Raw genomic sequence first — 17,866 nt, 5'->3', positions numbered from 1 at the left:
TGCTTGTTTTTTTGGTATAATGGTAAGAATGCCGAAAAAGAAAAGCGGGTGACAGCAATGGGAGCGGACGAAATCTCGGAATCGTTTCTGAATGAGCTTGAGCGGAAAATCGCCGATTATACGCGCAAGGAAATCATCTCTCGCGGCTGGGACTATGTTTCACAGGGGAAAGTTTCTCAAGTGAAGCAAGCCGGATCGCTGCTTATAGGCGTTGTGTCGGGGACGGATTTCTATAAAGTCATCTTGGGGAGCCGTTTCGAAGACAACAGCTGCAGCTGTCCATACACTGGATGGTGCAAGCATATGGCGGCCGTATACTTTGCAGCGATCAAGCAGCAGGGCGGACAGCCCGAGCGGGCGATGGAGCGGCTGACTGGCGCAGGTCCTGTTAAGGTAAGCTGGGTGGAAAAGGCGCAGCCGGAGCAGGCGGCATCCCTCTCTGCTGCAGCTACGGTAGGACTTTCCGAGGATGCCTCGCCCCGAGAGTGGATGGACTGGATGGAGCGCAAATATGGGCAGACCTGGCAAGGCTGCCGCCATACTCTTCATCCGTTGCAGTCAGTGCTCTCTGCGCTCAAGGGATCTGCACGCGACTGGCCGAAGCCGCTCCAGCGTATGCATTGGATGTATTCGATTCTGTTCATCCTGGAACAGGCGGAGCGGGCAGTCCGGCTGTCGGATGCCTTCAGCCGCTATTATCAAGAGATGAGCTTCACCCGTATGGCGGAGCCGTGGATTGAACATTATTATTCGCTTGCAACTCAACTGACAGCAGACACGGAGGAAGAAACCGGTCTGGCCTGGCGAGATGCGCTTGCCGCATATTTGCGGGAGCAAGCGGGCCGTGCAGATGCTCGCCTGTTCCGTTGGAACCAGCTTTATTTTGGACTCGCGGCAGCTCTGCTGCATAATGCTGAATGGCGGGAGGACGAGCGCCTGAAGCTGGAGAAGCTGCTGGAAGCCGCAGGGCCTCCATCCAGTGCTTCAGCCGACAGTGAGGATGCATCAGCCCCTGCTTCCTCGCAGGAGGAGGCTGGAACGAGCGATGCTGGTCGGAATTTTCCGCTTACCGCGCTTGCTTATCTGGATGCGGCCCAGGGCGAGGACAGCAGAGCGGTGGAGCGGCTGAAACAGACACCGCCCGAGCCAGCCTCAGCGCTGGCACTGGAATATGCAAAGCGGCGATTAGAGAGTCGCGAATGGGAAAAGTTTCAGCTGTGGATGGATTATCTGAATGCCATCGCGGACGGCAAACGCGGCGGATTGCTTCAGCCATTCCTGCTTTTATGCCGCGAAGCGGATTTGGCACAGCAAGAAAATCCGACTTGGCAGCGTTATATGATCGACAAAATGCCATATTCCTACATGGCTGTGGCCGATCTTTTGCTGGAAAAAGGCAGCTTCGAGGAATGGGCGGATCTGCAGCTAGCGATGGGCCTGCGGCCCGATGAGCTGGATCCTGCTGATATGCGGCTTATTGCCAAGCGAGCGCCTTCTGTGTTGATCCCGCTGTACCATCAGGCTGTTGAGGGGTGGATTTCCATGCGCAACAGGCAAAGCTATCGGATGGCTGTCAAACAGCTAAAGAAGCTGGAGAAGCTGTACGTCGCGGTGAAGAGACCGGAAGCTTGGAAGATTTACCTTGAGCGGACTGTGGCCAAATATCAGCGAATGAGAGCTTTCCAGGAAGAATTGCGGAAAGGAACCATTTTGAAATGATGAAAGGATTCTCTGCAACGAAACCGATCGTGATGGAAGGAAGCTGGAATGGTGCTGGTGTCGTGCTGCAAACGGAGGATGCGGGAGAGCTTGAAGCTCGCATTCGTAATCTGCTGTTTGCATGGCATGAGCCTTCCTGGTACGGAAGTGAGATTGAATATTTGGAAGTGGAAGGGCCAAGTAAAATAAGGCCAATGCTGCTGAGTCCGTTGATTGCGTTGGATTATTTATCCTCACCGCAGCCTGTCAGGATGATCTCCATTGAATGGGGACAGTCGGCGAAGGAGCTGCAGTCCGGTGCCATGCGGATACTGGAAGCATTGACGGAGGGCCATTTCGAGCCTGATTGGACCGGCTGGAAGGATAGGGAGAGGCGCTGGCGATTCCAGGATACCCCTGATAGTGGTCACAAAAATGAAGCCACAGCCGAGTGGCTGTCGCAGTGGCTGAGTGCATGTGTGGAAGGACTAATAACCGAAGACGGCACGGTGCGAGCCGCATGGTCTTCGCTTGAACGGTCGATCGGGCCTGCATTGGAGCGTCGCTCGCCCGACGAAGAGGATTGGTACATCGGCATCGGCTTGAAGCAGGATAGCTTCCCGTTTCGGATTGCCTTGCAGCTGGCTGAGCCGGATGAGAGCGGTGATTGGACGCTGCGAGCAGCCCTGCGCGGCCGTTCCGGTGAGGACGGCTGGATTCCGCTGGATCGAGGCGGGCGTGCGGGCAGCTGGCGTCCAGCATCCGGCTCCGTGCTGCGATTGCCCGAGGAGTGGCTGCCGCTCATGGAAGAGCGACTACAGCGCGAAGAGCGCAAGTGGAGCCAGGCACTGCCAGAGTGGATCGAACCGGAGGAAGAGACGGTCAAACGGAAGCTGGATGATGAGGAAGCCTGGCTGTTCCTTGAGCAAGCAAGCCTGAAGCTGCTGGATGCCGGAGCGACCGTGTTGCTTCCAGGCTGGTGGGAAAATGTCCGCAAGCGCAGAGTCCGGCTCAAAGCCAAGTTGAAGTCGGCGGCCGGTTCGGCGGACCAGCCGATGTTCGGTCTTTCGCAAATTGTCCAGTTCGACTGGAAGCTTGCGCTTGGCGGTACGGACCTCTCCGAGGAAGAGTTCATGAAGTTGGCGGCGCAGAACAAGCGACTCATGAAGATCGACGGGGAATGGATTCACCTTCATCCCGAGGACATTACGCGCATCCGGGGCTGGATCAAGAAGAACGGTGGCCGCAAAGGGCTCAGCTTCAGAGATATTATGCAGATGCATTTGCAGGGTGGCATCGCGCTCTCCGAGGATGAAGAGATCGGTGAAGAGCTGTTAAAGGTGGAAGTGGAGCTGAATTCACATCTACAGCAGCTGATGAATCAACTGCAGGACACGACAGAACTGCCGCTCGTCGAGGTTCCGTCCTCATTCAGAGGTGAGCTGCGTCCTTATCAGCATCAGGGCGTGTCCTGGCTGACCTTCCTGCGCCGCTTTGGGCTGGGCGCTACACTGGCAGATGATATGGGACTTGGCAAAACAATTCAATTTACCGCTTATTTGCTCCATATTAAGGAGACAGGTGGTGAAGGAGACCCGTCGCTGCTCATCTGCCCGACTTCAGTTATCGGCAACTGGGAGAAGGAGCTGCAGCGATTCGCACCTGGACTTGATGTCCGTCTTCATTACGGGCCGCGGCGTGTTAGAGGTCGGGATGCCTTTTTGGAATTTGCCAAGGGAGCGGATCTGGTCATTACCTCTTACGCACTGGCATCGCTGGATGAGGAAGAGCTTGGTGCGTTCCAGTGGGAGAGCCTATGTCTGGACGAGGCGCAAAACATCAAAAACGTCTATACGAAGCAGTCCTCGGCTATCCGTAACTTACGCAGCAGTCATCGCATCGCGATGACCGGGACCCCGATGGAGAATCGGCTGAGCGAGCTTTGGTCGATCTACGACTTTACGAATCCGGGTTATCTTGGCTCATTGCCGGAGTTCCGCCGGGCTGTCATTCTACCGATCGAAAAGGAGCGCAGCGTGGAGATGATCGCTTCGCTGCAGCGGCGGATCAAGCCGTTCATGCTTCGCCGACTGAAGAAGGACCCCGCCATCCAGTTGTCGCTGCCTGAGAAAAATGAAGGTCAGGTTTATGTGACCTTGACCGCGGAGCAGGGAGCGCTGTACGAGGGCATCGTATCGGATCTGTTGGAAAAGCTAGATACGCTGGCGCCGATGCAGCGCCGTGGATTGATCCTGGCCTCCATCACGCGGCTTAAGCAGGTATGCGACCATCCGGCGCTGCTGCTCGGCGAAGAGCAGGACAGCGGCCTATGGACGCCGGATCGCTCCGCCAAGCTGATGAGGCTGCTGGAGATGTGTGAGGAAATGGCCGCGGAAGGCGAGCGCGCGCTCATTTTCACACAGTTCGTAGATATGGGTTTAGCGCTTCAAAGAATTCTCAAGGAGCGTCTCGGCTTGCCGGTTCCATATTTGCATGGAGGCGTGCCGAAGGTGAAGCGCGATGAAATGATCGCGGCGTTCCAAGATCCGGAGCAGCCTCACGGAGCGTTCGTGCTGTCGCTTAAGGCAGGTGGAATAGGTCTTAATCTGACCGAAGCCAACCATGTGTTCCATTTTGACCGCTGGTGGAATCCTGCTGTAGAGAATCAGGCGACCGACCGCGCTTTCCGAATCGGCCAGACGCGGCAAGTTCAGGTCCATAAGTTTGTCGCTCTCGGCACACTTGAAGAGCGGATCCATGAGATGATTGAGCGCAAGCAGTCGCTCAACGATCAGGTTGTCAGCCAGTCCGAGCAGTGGATTACGGAGCTGTCCACTGACGAGCTGAAGGAAATCTTCACCTTGCGAAGGGATTGGCTGGAGGGCTGATAGCCGTCTCAGCGTTGAAGGAGGATCGACATGGAAGAGCAGAACAAGGCAATAAATAGCCGTGGCGGCTTGTTGACCGGGGAGCCAGCTGGTAGTGAAGAGGCATCAGGCGAGACGGCTTCGAACACAGCGGAAGCTGTGAAGGCAGAGCAAGTAGAGGCTTGGGCAGTGAGCGGCGCTGCCGCTACGAATTCCGAGCTCGGTCGGCCGCCGGAATGGCAGGTTTTCTATGACGCCATGCGTCAGGCCGCAGACCGTATGCGTAGGCAATAGCAACAGTTATGGCTCCTTTGGGAGCCTTTTTTTGTTCCTGAAAGCAGCTTATCAAATTAAGGGATAAGCTAGTAGTCGTTCATGTGACCGTGCAAGTAACCGTGCAACTGTAACCGTCCAAGTGACTGTCCATATGACCGCGCATGCGACACTTTAGTCAGTAGTGGATATGGATTCTCATTACGGGTGCTGATACAATTAATCGTGTTGAGCTTTATATTAATCGTTTTTTGAAGAAAGGCAGGTATTGCAATCATGTCATTGATCGAAACGAGCAAAAATGAAGCCTCGAAGCAAAAGATTTATGCGAGCTGGACTCTGAAAGAAAAGGCAGCTCAGTTGTTTGTATTCGGCTTTCCCGATAGAGAGCCTTCGGCCGAAATTCTAGAAGTTATCGAGCAGAATGGACTTGGGGGAGTTATTTATTTTACCCGTAATATAGATGATGCTCGTCAGGTGCACAGCCTATCGAACCGACTGCATCAGGCGACTGCGGCTGCTGGACGTCCGCCGCTGCTGGTCAGCATCGATCAAGAGGGCGGCATGGTCGCTCGCATCGTAAACGGTGTAACACTAATGCCGGGCAATATGGCGATTGGAGCTACAGGCTCCCGTGAAGCCGCGTATGAAACAGCCCGCATCTCAGGAGAAGAGCTGCGACTGCTCGGGGTGAACCTGAACTTTGCTCCGTGCCTGGATGTGAACAACAACCCGGACAATCCAGTCATTAACGTGCGGTCTTTTGGAGACCGATCCGAACTTGTATCCGAGCTTGGGGCCGCTGCAGTTGAAGGTTATCAGTCCGCCGGAGTCGCAGCTACCGTTAAACACTTCCCTGGCCATGGCGATACAAGCGTTGATTCCCATCATGCTCTGCCTATTATCACGCATGACCGCCAGCGGTTAGAAGAGATTGAGCTTCCTCCATTCAAGGCAGCGATTGCTGCTGGCACAGATGTCATCATGACCGCACATATTTGCTTGCCTGCTCTCGATCCAAGTGGCGACCCTTCAACCTTGTCCGAGCCTGTCCTGACCGGGTTGCTGCGCGGGGAGCTCGGTTATGACCGCGTTATTGTGACCGATTGTTTGGAAATGGACGCGATCGACAGTCATTACGGACCGGCCGAAGGTGCCGTGAAAGCGATTGCGGCTGGTGCGGATCTCGTGCTGGTTAGCCATACTTACGAGAAACAGCTTGCCGCACTGGAAGCTGTCACGAAGGCCGTCGAAGAAGGCCGTTTGACAGAAGCGCGTTTAGAGCAATCGCTGGATCGTATTCTTGCGCTCAAAACCAAGCTGAACGCTGGCGAACCGCTCGCAACATGGGAAGAGACAGCTCCGCTGATCGCCACGCCCCAGCACCGTGCTGCGGCCGAACGGTGGAGTGAAGCTTCTGTTACGCTCGTCAAGAACGAAGGCGGCTTACTTCCTCTTCCTGGGGAAGGCCGTACACTCGTGCTTTGGCCGGAAATTAAAGCTGTATCCGTGGCCGACGAGCTTCTTTCGAGTGATGGCACGCTTGGCTCTTGGCTGGCCCAAAAGCTGCCGAATGTTGAGGAGCGTCACATGAACAGCGAGAACCCGCTCGCAGATTTGCAGCAATTTGATCGCATTGTATTTGTCAGCTATGATGCGATGAAACATCCGCTTGAGCGGCAGATTGCCGAGGAGCTGCTGAAGCTTGCCCCAGAGAAGACGATAGGCGTGTCCGTGCGCAATCCGCTCGACGTTAATTTGTTCCCGCAGGTAAAAGTATTTTTGGCGGTGTACGAATGCCGTCCGCTTGCACTTCGTTCTGTCGCCAAGGCGCTCACTGGCGAGCTCAAGCCTTCCGGGCGGTTGCCGATGCAGCTTTCGGAGACTTATCCTTTCGGCTTCGGGCTGTAATACTAATTCAGCAAGCAGCGCCGGATCTCCGCTACGGGACAGCGATCCTTTCTCCGATCCTTCTGGAAGACGGATGCCCGGATTGCCTCACACATTTAACTGTGGCCATCCGTCTTCCAAGGGGACCGCTTCCGCTTCTCCAAAAGGATTCGCTGCCCCTCCGCTACACCTGCGCTCCTCCCTTCATCACTTCCATCGACTACCCCCTTTTTTTATTGGGGGTTTTTCGCCTTCCACAAAACCCGGAAGGCGGCATGCCGCTGATTTTCTGTACCACACGCTAGGAGCTGTGCGCGGTACAGAAAGTGGCGGGGAAAGGAGAACAGTTCTCTTGTTATGGAGCAGTTTATTCAAAAAAAGATGTTTTAGGAAAGGTAATCAGTTATGTAAAGAAATCACCTTAACTTTTCTTGATGCTCCGCTTATGTTGGTCCATCTTGGAAGGCGGTACCATTAGGCATTTGTCTTTGTCTTTGTATCCTGCAATGGATACGCATTTCATTAAAACAGCGACAGTCCAGGACTTCTCGTCCAAAGCTGCCGCTGTTTCGCTTTTAGCTTAGCTGAGTCTAATTCGAAGCCTCTCTGGTTTTCCCCTCGACAATTTCGGGTAGGAATCAACGCTTCCTGTCCAATCCTTTTCTCTTGTGGGCGAGAGAGCGGAGCGGCATGGTCCAAATGGTTTAGCTTCCGCGTGAGCGAATGAAAATTTTACATAAAGTTTACAATACTCCTATAGCACCCCGTATAAGCTGGATGTACGATAGATGGGTATTTCAGTAGCTTGCAGATGACAACGGGGAGATGCCGGCATGAAGCGTTTTCGAGTTCGATTAACTTGGATTATGATCGTAATGATTGGTCTGTCGGTGACGGCAGCCGGATTCTTAATGGGCAAAACCTATAAGGACAACCATATCGCTGCACAAGAAGAGAGCATGCTGCGCGAGATGAAGGTCATCAATGCCAATATGGAGTGGGAAATCGGCTCCGTGGAGGAAACGGCGGCCTACTTCAAGCAAAAGGCGACAACAATCAAAGAGCTCACAGGAGCGCGTGTCACTTTTATCGGCAAGGATGGCAAGGTGCTTGGCGACTCGGACTATGACGCTGCTGAGATGGACAACCATTTAGACAGATCCGAGGTGCAGCAAGCACAGGCGGAAGGGGCTGGCAACGCCATCCGCTATAGCGATACGGTAGGGCAGAATATGTTATATGTCGCTATGGTTGCGGATACGAAGCAAAAACCTTCCAATTTTATTCGCCTGTCTTACAGCCTAGCGTCGGTTGATAGCAGCGTGAACAAGCTTTGGACGGTGCTAATCGCCGGCCTACTGCTACTGTTCCTGCTGGCCGCAGCGGTCAGCTATCGAGTCGCGCTTGGACTTACCCGTCCACTAGAGCAGATAACCCGCGCTGCACGCCGCATCAAGGCGATGGACTACGAGGTGCGTGTCGACATCCGCAGCAAGGATGAGATCGGCGAGCTTGGAGCCGCTGTCAATTCCATGGCAGAAGGCCTGCAGGTGCAAATGAACCGAATTCAGCAAAATGAGACTCAGCTATACAGCGTACTCGACAATATGGCCAGCGGCGTGGTCATGATCAACCCGGAAGGCCGAATGGTGCTGCTCAATCGGAGAGCAGAGGAGGTGCTCGGCTTCGAGTATCGCGAGATGGTCGGCCGGCATTACAGCGAGGCGAAGCAGCAGTACGAGCTGTCTCAGCTCATCCAGCAAGGGCTGGATAATCAACGGCCTCTGCATGATGAGATTACGTTTTATTTTCCGGAGGAGCGGTTGCTTGAGCTGAATCTGGTGCCCGTATACGAAACCGACAAGAGTTACGGAGGCGTGCTTCTGGTGCTGCAGGATGTGTCAGCGATCCGCAGGCTGGAGAGGATGCGCAGCGAATTCGTTGCCAATGTGTCGCATGAACTGAGAACGCCGATAACGGCGATCAAAGGTTTTGCCGAGACGTTGTTAGGTGGAGCCGTGCACGATCCGGTTATGTCGCAGCAGTTCATGGGGATCATTTATGACGAGAGCGAGCGGCTCAACCGTCTTATCGGAGATATTCTGGAGCTTTCCAAGGTGGAGTCGAGGCGTGTGCCGCTGCAGATGTCCCCGGTTGATCTATCGGCCTTCCTCAACCGTTCCATTGTCGTAATGGAGTCGGAAGCCGCCAAAAAGTCCATCACGCTGGAGACATCCATTGCAGAAGGAATTTATCTGGAGGCGGATGAGGACAGGCTGCGGCAAATCATCATCAATCTGCTGCAAAACGGCATCAATTATACGCCCGAGGGCGGTCATGTATCTTTGGTGGCTTCGCTCACAACACGGGAAGATGGAATTGAGATGGTACGCATCCGTATCAGCGACACCGGCATCGGGATTCCAAAAAAGGATCTGCCGCGTATCTTCGAGCGATTTTATCGGGTGGACAAAGCCAGATCCCGAGTTAGCGGCGGCACTGGGCTCGGCTTGTCGATCGTGAAACATCTGGTCGAACTGCACAAGGGCACGATTTCGGTCGATAGTACGCTTAGTATAGGCACAGTATTTACGTTGGAACTTCCGGTCATTCAGTACTAAGTTCTACACTAATTCAGTACTAAGAATTACACGTTAGAATGTTTTTGGCCGATAGGCTGTCCCGCATGGTAAAATAAATCGATAGAAGCGATTCCCGCAAGGAACTGCAGCTGGCGCTAAGTTTATACGCGGCCTCAAGCAGGGATGAGCTTGCTTCCGATGAACAATACAGAGAACGGGTTCCCCGTTCAGGATAGCTGGAGGTCGAATGGATATGTCGCATAAAGTGCTTGTCATAGAGGACGAGCCCACCCTTTCGAGGCTGCTCTCCTATAATTTAACTCAAGAAGGCTACGACGTGACTGTCTGCGACCACGGTGGAGAAGGCTTGCAGGCAGCCATTCAGCGTAGCTTTGACCTGATCATGCTGGATATTATGCTGCCAGGAATGAGCGGCTTCGAGGTGCTTGGCAAGCTGAGGCAGAACGGAGTTAAGACGCCTGTAATCATTTTGACGGCGCGCACGGCGGAGGAAGAGGTCGTGCAAGGATTGAAGCATGGGGCGGATGATTATATTACGAAGCCTTTTGGCGTTGCGGAGCTGCTTGCCCGGGTATCTGCAGTGCTTAGACGTTCCGGCAATGCCGTGCCGGATCAGATTGAGTCTCAGGACAAGGTCATCACGGCCGGAGATCTATCGATCTATCCCGAGCGTTACGAGGTAATCGTTGGTCAAGAGCAGGTGTCGCTGCGCCCGAAGGAGTTCGAGGTGCTGCTTTATTTGATCCAACGGCCGGGCATGGTCATTACGCGGGATGATTTAATGAATGTAGTATGGGGCTTCGATTATATCGGCGGCCAGCGGACGGTGGACGTTCATGTTAGCTCCCTCCGCAAGAAGCTTGAGCTTGGCGCCAACTCGGTATGCATCGAGTCCATCCGTGGTGTAGGTTACAAGCTCGTTTTGCCCAAAAAAGTAACTACAAGCTGAGTCGGAATCGCACATCAGGTTGAACAACAAGAAGCCGGACCTCCGCAAGGGAGGGTCCGGTTTCTTGTTCATGATATACCAGAGCTACGCTTCTAGGCAGCATTCTCGAATTTCAGCTCATACGGACCCGGTCCATGGATGGCGAAGCCGCAGTGCTTTCGCTTAGTTGCGGCCCCAAGCGAGCATTTTTTTCTGGAATTCCTTAGGCGAGCAGTCATTGTATTTCTTGAACATCTTGTAAAAATGGGCCATGTTCGGCATGCCAATGCGGTCTCCAACCTCAGAAATGCTCAAATCCTTCGTTAGCAGGATGCGCTCGGCCCATTTGATTTTGCGGTAGTTGACGTATTCCGTAAAGCTGAGGCCAATTGTTTTTTTGAAATACTTTACGAAATAGTAGTAGCTCATATTCGCCAGCTTGCACACTTCCTCGACCTGGATTCGATCGGTCAGATGCTGCTCGACAAAAGTCAGAACTGGCTTCAGGCGAAGCCGATCGAAGTTATCCTGATCCGCCAGAATCTGACGTTTGTCGTTGCGCAGCAGCAGCAAGAGGATTTTTTTGACCAGCATGTTGACCGCTAGCTCATACCCAATCACCTTGGAGGTGGCCTCCTCCAGGATGCCTCGGACGGTCTGTCCAATTTCCTCTTTGACAAGGGAGTTCTCCTGGAAGATGTAGTTCACCTGGCTCAGCGGGTGATTCGTCTCCATGAAAAAGCGCATATAAGGCATTGTGCTATGGTCAAAAAACTGCTCCAAATCAAACTGGAGCACAATATAGTCCAGCGACTCGGACGAACTTCGGTCGCGATGCAGTTGATTGGCGCCAACAATGGCCACGTCTCCTGCCCCGAGTTGGAAGCATTCCTCCTCTACGTGAACTTCCAAACCTCCGCTCAGTACGAATAACAATTCCAGCTCCCGGTGATAATGCCAGTTGATGAGCAGATTGTGATTTCGCTGCGAGCGAAAGATGCGAAGGGACAAAAGAGGGTTTTCATAAAGTACCTTTTCGTTATAGACTTCCAAAGGGGAGGGCCTCCATATACCAAGATCGCATAAAAGCAGCACTACAAAGAAGCTTTATTTTTGTAGTTCAGTTCTCTTATACTTATTCTAGTGTTTGTAGCATCCCGCTTCAAGCTTATAAAACCTAAAAACAACAATAACTCTTCATATGGAACCTAGGAGGAACTTAACATGTCTAAAGTACGCGTAGGTATTATTGGCTGCGGCGGTATTTCAAACGGTAAACATATGCCATCTCTGGCCAAAGTTCAAGAAGCAGAAATGGTGGCGTTCTGCGATGTCGTTCGTGAACGTGCTGAAGAAGCCAAGGGCAAGTTCGGTTCCGCAGAAGCAGCTGTATATGAGAATTATCATGATCTGTTGAACGATCCTTCAATCACAGTTGTGCATGTTTGTACACCTAATGATTCCCATGCAGACATCGCGATCGCTGCGCTTGAAGCCGGCAAACATGTCATGTGTGAAAAGCCTATGGCCAAAACAGCCGATGACGCACGCCGCATGCTGGAAGCAGCTAAGCGTACCGGCAAAAAGCTGACGGTTGGCTACCAAAACCGCTTCCGCGGTGATACTCGTTACCTGAAGGAAGCTTGCGTTCGTGACGAACTTGGCGAAGTATACTTTGCCAAAGCTCATGCGATCCGTCGTCGTGCTGTACCAACTTGGGGTGTATTCCTCGACGAGGACAAACAAGGTGGAGGCCCGCTCATCGACATCGGCACGCATGCGCTTGATCTGGCGCTGTGGATGATGGATAACTACAAGCCAAAGGCAGTTCTCGGCCGTGCTTACCATAAGCTATCCCAGAAGGAAAATGCCGCAAACGCTTGGGGCCCTTGGGATCCAGCTAAGTTTACGGTTGAAGACTCTGCTTTCGCCATGATCACTATGGAGAATGGTGCTTCTATCGTGCTGGAATCCAGCTGGGCGCTTAATTCCCTGGAAGTGGATGAGGCGAAAGTATCCCTGAGCGGCACCAAAGCTGGCGCCGACATGAAGGGCTGCCTGCGCATCAACGGTGAGGAGAATGCTCGCCTGTACGTTAAAGAAATCGAGCTGAGCAGCGGCGGCGTAGCCTTCTACGAAGGTGCATCCGAAGATCCGGGCGAGCTGGAAGCACGCGCTTGGATTCAAGCGGTCATCAATGACACAGACCCGGTCGTTACGGCGGAGCAAGCTCTTGTCGTTTCTGAGATTCTTGAAGCGATCTACGAATCGTCCAAAACAGGCAAGGCCGTTTACTTCGATTAACTGAGCTCGAACTCGATGAGTTCAAGCTGAGCAAGGCTGAATTGAAGTCCGCATTGCGGACTGACAACATGAAAGACCGTTCTCCAAGGTGGAGAATGGTCTTTTTTTTAAACTAGGGTTGTATGTGATTACAACGAGGGAAGCTCAATTCCGCCGCCTTTCAATGGGGGAAAGTAATTTTGACGACATCGATTTGTACAAAACGAGGTTCGTTAACATCAATTTGGAAAGCTCCAAATTTGATGACATTAATATGAGCAAAGCTTTTTTCCACAACATTAACATGCATCTTGCTAAATTCAATGAGATTGGGTTATGGGAGATTGAGGTTGGCCAATGTGAAATGGGCGGAGCATATTTCCATGATATAAAGTCTGATGGGAAGAGTAACCGATTTGAGAACGTCGAATTGAACGGGACGTCCTTTCTTAACTGCAACCTTTCTAATGTGGACATTAAAGATTGCGACATTAAGGGACTGAAGATCAATGGGGTTTCAATTGAAGAACTTCTCGAGCAGTATCAGGGGAGCAAGGAATAGGTATTAGGTAGGCGGCCATCCTGCATACAGGATGGTCTTTGTTTTCGGTTGGAAATAGCAGATTACTAAAAGTGAAAAGGAAATTATTCCAATTATCGCGAACTGTTAGGAAAGCCATTGAAAGGAAGAGCAGTAGAGGAGGATTATAAGATGAATAGAGAACGACTAAATCAATTAATTGAACGTCGAGAAGCAGGGCGTGCCAAGCAGGATCAGGAGATTTTAGCCGCAGTTCGCGAGGATTTATTAACTTTACTTTCCGAATATCCAGAGGATGCAGAGACCAACTACCAAACCGGGATCGTTCATGACAACTCGGGGCTGGGTAAAGAGGCGATTCCCTTTTACGAGAAGGCGCTGGAACTAGGCTTATCAGGAGCTGACCGTGAAAGATGCCTGATGGGGCTCGGGAGTACGTACCGATACTGGGGACATTACGAGAAGTCAGTTGAAACCTTGCGCAGGGGCAGAGATGAGTTTCCGGAAAATAAGGCGATCCGAGTGTTTCTCAGCATGGCTCTGTACAATACGGGGCAGTACAAGGAAAGTGTGGAGCTGCTGATTGCTAATTTGATGGAATCTACGACGGATGAGAAACTTCAGTATTTTAAACGCGGAATTCTTGCTTATAATGAAGACCTTGATGAAACCGCTAATCAAGATTAATGAAAGCAGGCAGAGTATGGTAAGGGATCTTTTTAAACAACTGCGCTACCATAATTCTTTGTTCAAACATTGTTCCAAGCTTGAGCAAATTCACAAAGGTTACTCAAACGTACCGGAAGGAATATGCGGAATGCGGCGTTTCCATAAATGAAAATGAGAAGCTTCTCTCTTTTAAAGACGGGCATCTCGATCTCTTGAAAGACAGGCCTAATCGGTTTCAGCATGACGACTTTCATTTTGGAAACCTTATTATGAAGGATGATACGCTTTCAGGCATTATCGACTTCAACAGATGGGACTGGGGCGATCCAATTCATGAGTTTGTAAAGGTCGGTATATTCTGTTCGGAAGTCAGTGTTCCTTTTTCAGTTGGTCAAATTCAAGGATACAATAGCGGCATGGAGCCTTCAGAGCAGTTTTGGCGACTGTATTCTCTTTATATGGCGATGACGTTGATTTCATCCGTGGTCTGGATTTTAAAAGTGAAGCCGGAAGAATTAGATTCGATGATGGAGAAAGTCCACAGAGTCATGAAAGACCATGATCATTTTGAGTCAGTTGTGCCTAAATGGTATAGCGGGTTCAGGCTGATTTAGAATGGGGGAGCGAAATGAAATTTTATATAGCGTCCAGTCTCAAAAACAAAGAAAACGTGCGGCACGTAGCTGAGAGTTTGAAAGCGTATGGTTTCCAACAGACGTACGACTGGACGACAAATTCGAAAATAGACTCCATTGCCGAACTCCGTAAAATTGGCCAAGAAGAAGTTTCAGGGGTGTTGGCTGCAGATATAGTAATTGTCATGATTCCAGCAGGGAAAGGGAGTCATGTTGAGTTAGGAATTGCTTTGGGGGCAGGGAAGAAAATTTGTTTATACTCCTCAACAAATGAACTGAATGAAATCGGAAACACATGTACGTTTTATCATGTTGATTCAGTTGAGCAGAGAATTGGCTCCTTAGAGGACTTGATAAATTCAATCACTTCATTATTCAAGAACACCGCCTGAAAAAGGCGGTGTTCTTGAATAAGATTACTTTTCATCAGTAGGTGGTTGTTGCTGCTGTGTATTTTCATCCATAGGAGGGACATATTTCATAGCCCAAACCGAAGATGAAACACTAATTATACTACCAACCATAATGGTCAGTGTGGCAATTAGCAGAGACTTCTTCTTTACCTTTTTTACATTCATCATCATGCCAAGCCTCCTCATTAATTGTTTTCCACTGATTAAACCAATGAACAGCACTGACTACTAATACAAGCAATTTCACCCATAAATCCTTTTGCTTCAAATGAACCAGTTCATGATGAATGACCAACTTCAAATTGGCCTGTAAACAATGTGCGGCAGGTAACAGTATGGCGGGAGAACGTATTCCCATTAGGATGGGACTGCTAATACCATTACTGTAGGCAATTTGAACTTTGTCTGGTATGGACAAGTTTTGTTTTAGTTCATTTAGTAAGTGCACGGCTTCGTTTTCTTTCGGAACTGGCAACCAAGTGCTTCGAACATTTTTTGCGAATTTGATATAACAGTAGATCTGCCATGTCGAGAACCCAACTGCTCCCAATACCCATACGATTAATAAGAAACGACCCGTCTGGGTGCTTAGTAACCAAGGAGGCGAAGAAGGTTCAGAGTAGGTTGCTTTTTGGTCGGACATCGAATTTAATACCTACAGCTAATTTCGTCAGACGGTAGCTCCATCTTGCATGCAGCTTAATGACAAATGGCTTTAGCAACAATTGGCACAGAACAACGATGCTTCCAGCAATAGACGAAGAGACAATAAAGTCTAAAAGTGTTTTCATCTCTAGCCCTACTTTTCCGAAAACCATTGTTTGATTTCAGCGATATCGCTGTCCGACAACTTGTCGCCATCATATAAAGCCGAAATCAGGTTTTTCACCGAACCTTTATACAATCCGTCCAGAACGTGTTGGGTTTCGGCGAGCTTGTAGTCTTCACGCGAAATGCGAGGCACATAACTGTTTGTTCGTCCATGACGTGTAGCAGTGAGTGCTCCCTTATCCACCAATCGAGATAGGAAGGTGGAAATGGTTTGCCCTTTCCATTCTCGCCCTTTTTGGGAAAACAGCCGCAACAGTTCCGTCGAGGTAACCGGAGATGTACATTCCCAAATTGCCTCCATTAATACCAATTCAGTATCCGATAGCTTTTGAACTTGGTTCACAGTGAACACCTCTTACGTCATTATGCGTCCATAATGAGTTTATTCACTACGTTTCGTAGTGATTCCGATTTACTACATTGCGTAGTGAACTGTCAAGGGATGGGAAAATCAATTGGGTATTGGGGGATCAGGACTGTTTTGAGCTAATCGTTCCAAAATGGTATAGTGAGTTCAGAGCGGAGTAACATAACTCGATCGCGGCCTATCCACTACAGAGACGGCTTGGCCAGAGCAAGGAAGCGTCCTCGTCAACTTTTCCGTCGAATATTTCAAAAGGAGGCAACCGCCATAGGTGATGACATTTGTGAACTAACCGGCATTCATCAAAAGGATACTAGCTTCGGCTACACCTTATCTGTAATAAGCGGTAAATTCAAGATGACCATTCTGTACTGGCTTTTCGAAAAAAAGGTTATGCGGTTCAATGAGCTGCAGCGGGGAATGGGCACCATATCCTTTAAATCGTTAAGCTTGATGTTAAAAGAATTGGAGGCGGATGGACTTATTAGCCGTAAGGAGTTTCCGCAGGTTCCACCAAAGGTGGAGTACACTTTAACCGAGCGGGGCCGATCGATTATCCCAGTGCTGGATATGATGTGCCTGTGGGGAGAGAAAAACTTCTTACCCGGCGCCAAGGCGGAGACCGAGCCGCTTCCTATTTAACGAATCATAGTAAAAAAACAGCATTTCCATTAATGGAAATGCTGCTTTTTTTGATGCAATTAAATTAAAGATTGTTCAAAAATTCAACGTAACCCTGAGCGCTGCGATCCAATAGAAGCGGCAAATCGCTGTTATCGGCCAAATAATGCTCCGCTCCATAAAAGGCATAGAAAGAGCGGTAGTCGGCTTTGCAGAACGAGAAAGACGTTTCAAGGGGAACCAGGAACTGATCAAGAGTTTTGCCTAAGCTTCCTTCCGCGCTAAAATCATGCTCCGTTCCGCCGGCCGTTAAGGCCAGTGCGGTTTTTTTGTTTATTAATGCTTCCGCCTTTGATCCGTAGGCCCAGCCATGGGTGAATACTTCATCAAACCATTGTTTTAGCAGCGGCGGGGAACTCCACCAGTAAACAGGGAATTGAAAAACCAGATTGCCATGGGCTTCAACCAGCTCTTGTTCCTTTTTTACGTCGATCTTTCCATCCGGATAAGCTTTGTAAAGCTCATGGACGGTATATTTATCTGGGTATTTGCGGAGCTCTTCTACCCAGCGTTTATTGACGATGGATGTCTCCATATTTGGATGCGTTACGATAACAAGTGTTTTCATTAATAATTCCTCCTTAGATTAAAGCTTATCCAGAAATTCAACATATCCCTGAGCGTTGCGCTCCAATTTGCCCAATAACTCACTGTTTTCTACCATATTGTATTCAGCTGCAAAGAAGGTGAAGGGAGGACGATAATCAGCCAAGACGAATTCAAAGTTCACTTTAAAAGGAAGCAGAACCTCATCCAGCTCGTGGCCTACCATTCCATCCTTGCTAAAGTCGACTTCTTGCGCTCCTAAGGATATGGCCAGAGCGGTTTTTTTGTTTTCAAATGCTTTTCCCTTTGACCCGTGGGCCCAGCCATGGGTGAATACTTCATCAAACCATTTTTTAAGCAGCGGCGGTGAGCTTGCCCAGTACATAGGGAACTGCAGGACGAGATTTTCATGCTCGTCAACCAGCTTTTGTTCTTTTTCCACGTCAATTTTTTCATCCGGATAAGCTTTGTAAAGTTCATGAACCGTATATTTGTCCGGGTATTTGCGAAGCTCCTTTACCCAGTATTTATTGATGATGGACGTATCCATATTTGGATGCGTGACGATAACAAGCGTTTTTTTCATTTTTGTTTCCCTCCTTGAGCGGTATCTGTTTCTGAAATCGAGTGTAACCCGTATTAAG

Annotated in this window: 17 protein-coding genes; 12 read left to right on the top strand and 5 right to left on the bottom strand. The window is 50.3% G+C overall.

Features of this window, described 5'->3' with window-relative positions:
* Positions 1-57 precede the first annotated feature (57 nt).
* The 6 genes from CGZ75_RS10730 to CGZ75_RS10705 all read left to right on the top strand — a co-directional run bounded on the left by CGZ75_RS10730 (position 58) and on the right by CGZ75_RS10705 (position 10,280).
* Entirely contained in the window at positions 58-1,719 is a 1,662-nt protein-coding gene (locus CGZ75_RS10730; protein ID WP_176444762.1) for an SWIM zinc finger family protein, read from the top strand.
* The gene (locus tag CGZ75_RS10725) at positions 1,716-4,586 is read left to right on the top strand and encodes a DEAD/DEAH box helicase (protein ID WP_245850774.1); all 2,871 of its coding nucleotides are present in this window, start codon (positions 1,716-1,718) and stop codon (positions 4,584-4,586) included. Before CGZ75_RS10730 ends, CGZ75_RS10725 begins: the two co-directional genes overlap by 4 nt.
* A gap of 30 nt (positions 4,587-4,616) precedes the next feature.
* Positions 4,617-4,859, top strand: coding sequence for a hypothetical protein (locus CGZ75_RS10720; RefSeq protein WP_089524152.1), 243 nt, complete (start codon positions 4,617-4,619; stop codon positions 4,857-4,859).
* Between the two features lie 255 nt (positions 4,860-5,114).
* On the top strand, positions 5,115-6,749 hold the full coding sequence (locus CGZ75_RS10715) for a glycoside hydrolase family 3 protein (RefSeq protein WP_089524151.1): 1,635 nt from the start codon (positions 5,115-5,117) through the stop codon (positions 6,747-6,749).
* Positions 6,750-7,561: 812 nt separating this feature from the next.
* Positions 7,562-9,349 (top strand): two-component system histidine kinase PnpS, encoded by a 1,788-nt coding sequence (pnpS, locus tag CGZ75_RS10710; RefSeq protein WP_089524150.1) that lies wholly within the window; start codon positions 7,562-7,564, stop codon positions 9,347-9,349.
* A gap of 214 nt (positions 9,350-9,563) precedes the next feature.
* Positions 9,564-10,280: a response regulator transcription factor gene (locus CGZ75_RS10705; RefSeq protein ID WP_089524149.1), complete on the top strand. Its 717-nt coding sequence runs from the start codon at positions 9,564-9,566 to the stop codon at positions 10,278-10,280.
* A gap of 162 nt (positions 10,281-10,442) precedes the next feature.
* Here the strand turns inward: CGZ75_RS10705 and CGZ75_RS10700 are convergent, their stop codons facing one another.
* Positions 10,443-11,312 (bottom strand): helix-turn-helix domain-containing protein, encoded by an 870-nt coding sequence (locus tag CGZ75_RS10700; RefSeq protein ID WP_089524148.1) that lies wholly within the window; start codon positions 11,310-11,312, stop codon positions 10,443-10,445.
* A gap of 171 nt (positions 11,313-11,483) precedes the next feature.
* On the opposite strand from CGZ75_RS10700, the gene CGZ75_RS10695 reads away from it, so the two are divergent.
* The 5 genes from CGZ75_RS10695 (at position 11,484) to CGZ75_RS10675 (ending at position 14,779) form a co-directional block, all read left to right on the top strand.
* Positions 11,484-12,563, top strand: coding sequence for a Gfo/Idh/MocA family protein (locus CGZ75_RS10695; protein WP_089524147.1), 1,080 nt, complete (start codon positions 11,484-11,486; stop codon positions 12,561-12,563).
* A 163-nt stretch (positions 12,564-12,726) separates the two neighbouring features.
* Complete coding sequence (locus CGZ75_RS26465; RefSeq protein WP_089524146.1) at positions 12,727-13,104, top strand: pentapeptide repeat-containing protein; 378 nt, start codon at positions 12,727-12,729, stop codon at positions 13,102-13,104.
* Positions 13,105-13,254: 150 nt separating this feature from the next.
* Positions 13,255-13,770 (top strand): tetratricopeptide repeat protein, encoded by a 516-nt coding sequence (locus tag CGZ75_RS10685; protein WP_089524145.1) that lies wholly within the window; start codon positions 13,255-13,257, stop codon positions 13,768-13,770.
* A gap of 80 nt (positions 13,771-13,850) precedes the next feature.
* Entirely contained in the window at positions 13,851-14,366 is a 516-nt protein-coding gene (locus tag CGZ75_RS10680; protein WP_281255100.1) for an aminoglycoside phosphotransferase family protein, read from the top strand.
* 14 nt (positions 14,367-14,380) lie between these two features.
* Positions 14,381-14,779: a nucleoside 2-deoxyribosyltransferase gene (locus CGZ75_RS10675; protein WP_089524143.1), complete on the top strand. Its 399-nt coding sequence runs from the start codon at positions 14,381-14,383 to the stop codon at positions 14,777-14,779.
* 121 nt (positions 14,780-14,900) lie between these two features.
* On the opposite strand, the gene CGZ75_RS10670 is transcribed toward CGZ75_RS10675, so the two are convergent.
* Together CGZ75_RS10670 and CGZ75_RS10665 are read right to left on the bottom strand one after the other, a co-directional pair.
* Entirely contained in the window at positions 14,901-15,443 is a 543-nt protein-coding gene (locus tag CGZ75_RS10670) for a M56 family metallopeptidase (protein WP_089524142.1), read from the bottom strand.
* A 156-nt stretch (positions 15,444-15,599) separates the two neighbouring features.
* Entirely contained in the window at positions 15,600-15,974 is a 375-nt protein-coding gene (locus CGZ75_RS10665) for a BlaI/MecI/CopY family transcriptional regulator (protein WP_089524141.1), read from the bottom strand.
* Positions 15,975-16,262: 288 nt separating this feature from the next.
* On the opposite strand from CGZ75_RS10665, the gene CGZ75_RS10660 reads away from it, so the two are divergent.
* Positions 16,263-16,637, top strand: coding sequence for a winged helix-turn-helix transcriptional regulator (locus CGZ75_RS10660; protein WP_425436483.1), 375 nt, complete (start codon positions 16,263-16,265; stop codon positions 16,635-16,637).
* 64 nt (positions 16,638-16,701) lie between these two features.
* Here the strand turns inward: CGZ75_RS10660 and CGZ75_RS10655 are convergent, their stop codons facing one another.
* Both CGZ75_RS10655 and CGZ75_RS10650 read right to left on the bottom strand, forming a co-directional pair.
* Positions 16,702-17,244 (bottom strand): NAD(P)H-dependent oxidoreductase, encoded by a 543-nt coding sequence (locus CGZ75_RS10655; RefSeq protein WP_089524140.1) that lies wholly within the window; start codon positions 17,242-17,244, stop codon positions 16,702-16,704.
* A gap of 18 nt (positions 17,245-17,262) precedes the next feature.
* The gene (locus CGZ75_RS10650; protein WP_089524139.1) at positions 17,263-17,808 is read right to left on the bottom strand and encodes an NAD(P)H-dependent oxidoreductase; all 546 of its coding nucleotides are present in this window, start codon (positions 17,806-17,808) and stop codon (positions 17,263-17,265) included.
* Between the last annotated feature and the right edge of the window lie 58 nt (positions 17,809-17,866).

It is taken from the genome of Paenibacillus herberti (assembly GCF_002233675.1).
In the GTDB taxonomy this organism is placed as follows: Bacteria; Bacillota; Bacilli; order Paenibacillales; family Paenibacillaceae; genus Paenibacillus_O; species Paenibacillus_O herberti.
The sequence above is the reverse complement of the archived record's forward strand: the minus strand, read 5'-3'. Positions and strand labels throughout refer to the sequence as shown.

What these genes read in the sequence shown, in the direction of transcription:
- CGZ75_RS10685 (WP_089524145.1), top strand. Translation starts at nt 13,255, where the DNA reads ATGAATAGAGAACGACTAAATCAATTAATTGAACGTCGAGAAGCAGGG.
- pnpS (WP_089524150.1), top strand. Translation starts at nt 7,562, where the DNA reads ATGAAGCGTTTTCGAGTTCGATTAACTTGGATTATGATCGTAATGATT.
- CGZ75_RS10725 (WP_245850774.1), top strand. Translation starts at nt 1,716, where the DNA reads ATGATGAAAGGATTCTCTGCAACGAAACCGATCGTGATGGAAGGAAGC.
- CGZ75_RS10720 (WP_089524152.1), top strand. Translation starts at nt 4,617, where the DNA reads ATGGAAGAGCAGAACAAGGCAATAAATAGCCGTGGCGGCTTGTTGACC.
- CGZ75_RS10715 (WP_089524151.1), top strand. Translation starts at nt 5,115, where the DNA reads ATGTCATTGATCGAAACGAGCAAAAATGAAGCCTCGAAGCAAAAGATT.
- CGZ75_RS10730 (WP_176444762.1), top strand. Translation starts at nt 58, where the DNA reads ATGGGAGCGGACGAAATCTCGGAATCGTTTCTGAATGAGCTTGAGCGG.
- CGZ75_RS10675 (WP_089524143.1), top strand. Translation starts at nt 14,381, where the DNA reads ATGAAATTTTATATAGCGTCCAGTCTCAAAAACAAAGAAAACGTGCGG.
- CGZ75_RS10650 (WP_089524139.1), bottom strand. Translation starts at nt 17,808, where the DNA reads ATGAAAAAAACGCTTGTTATCGTCACGCATCCAAATATGGATACGTCC.
- CGZ75_RS10695 (WP_089524147.1), top strand. Translation starts at nt 11,484, where the DNA reads ATGTCTAAAGTACGCGTAGGTATTATTGGCTGCGGCGGTATTTCAAAC.
- CGZ75_RS10705 (WP_089524149.1), top strand. Translation starts at nt 9,564, where the DNA reads ATGTCGCATAAAGTGCTTGTCATAGAGGACGAGCCCACCCTTTCGAGG.
- CGZ75_RS10670 (WP_089524142.1), bottom strand. Translation starts at nt 15,443, where the DNA reads ATGTCCGACCAAAAAGCAACCTACTCTGAACCTTCTTCGCCTCCTTGG.
- CGZ75_RS10655 (WP_089524140.1), bottom strand. Translation starts at nt 17,244, where the DNA reads ATGAAAACACTTGTTATCGTAACGCATCCAAATATGGAGACATCCATC.
- CGZ75_RS26465 (WP_089524146.1), top strand. Translation starts at nt 12,727, where the DNA reads ATGGGGGAAAGTAATTTTGACGACATCGATTTGTACAAAACGAGGTTC.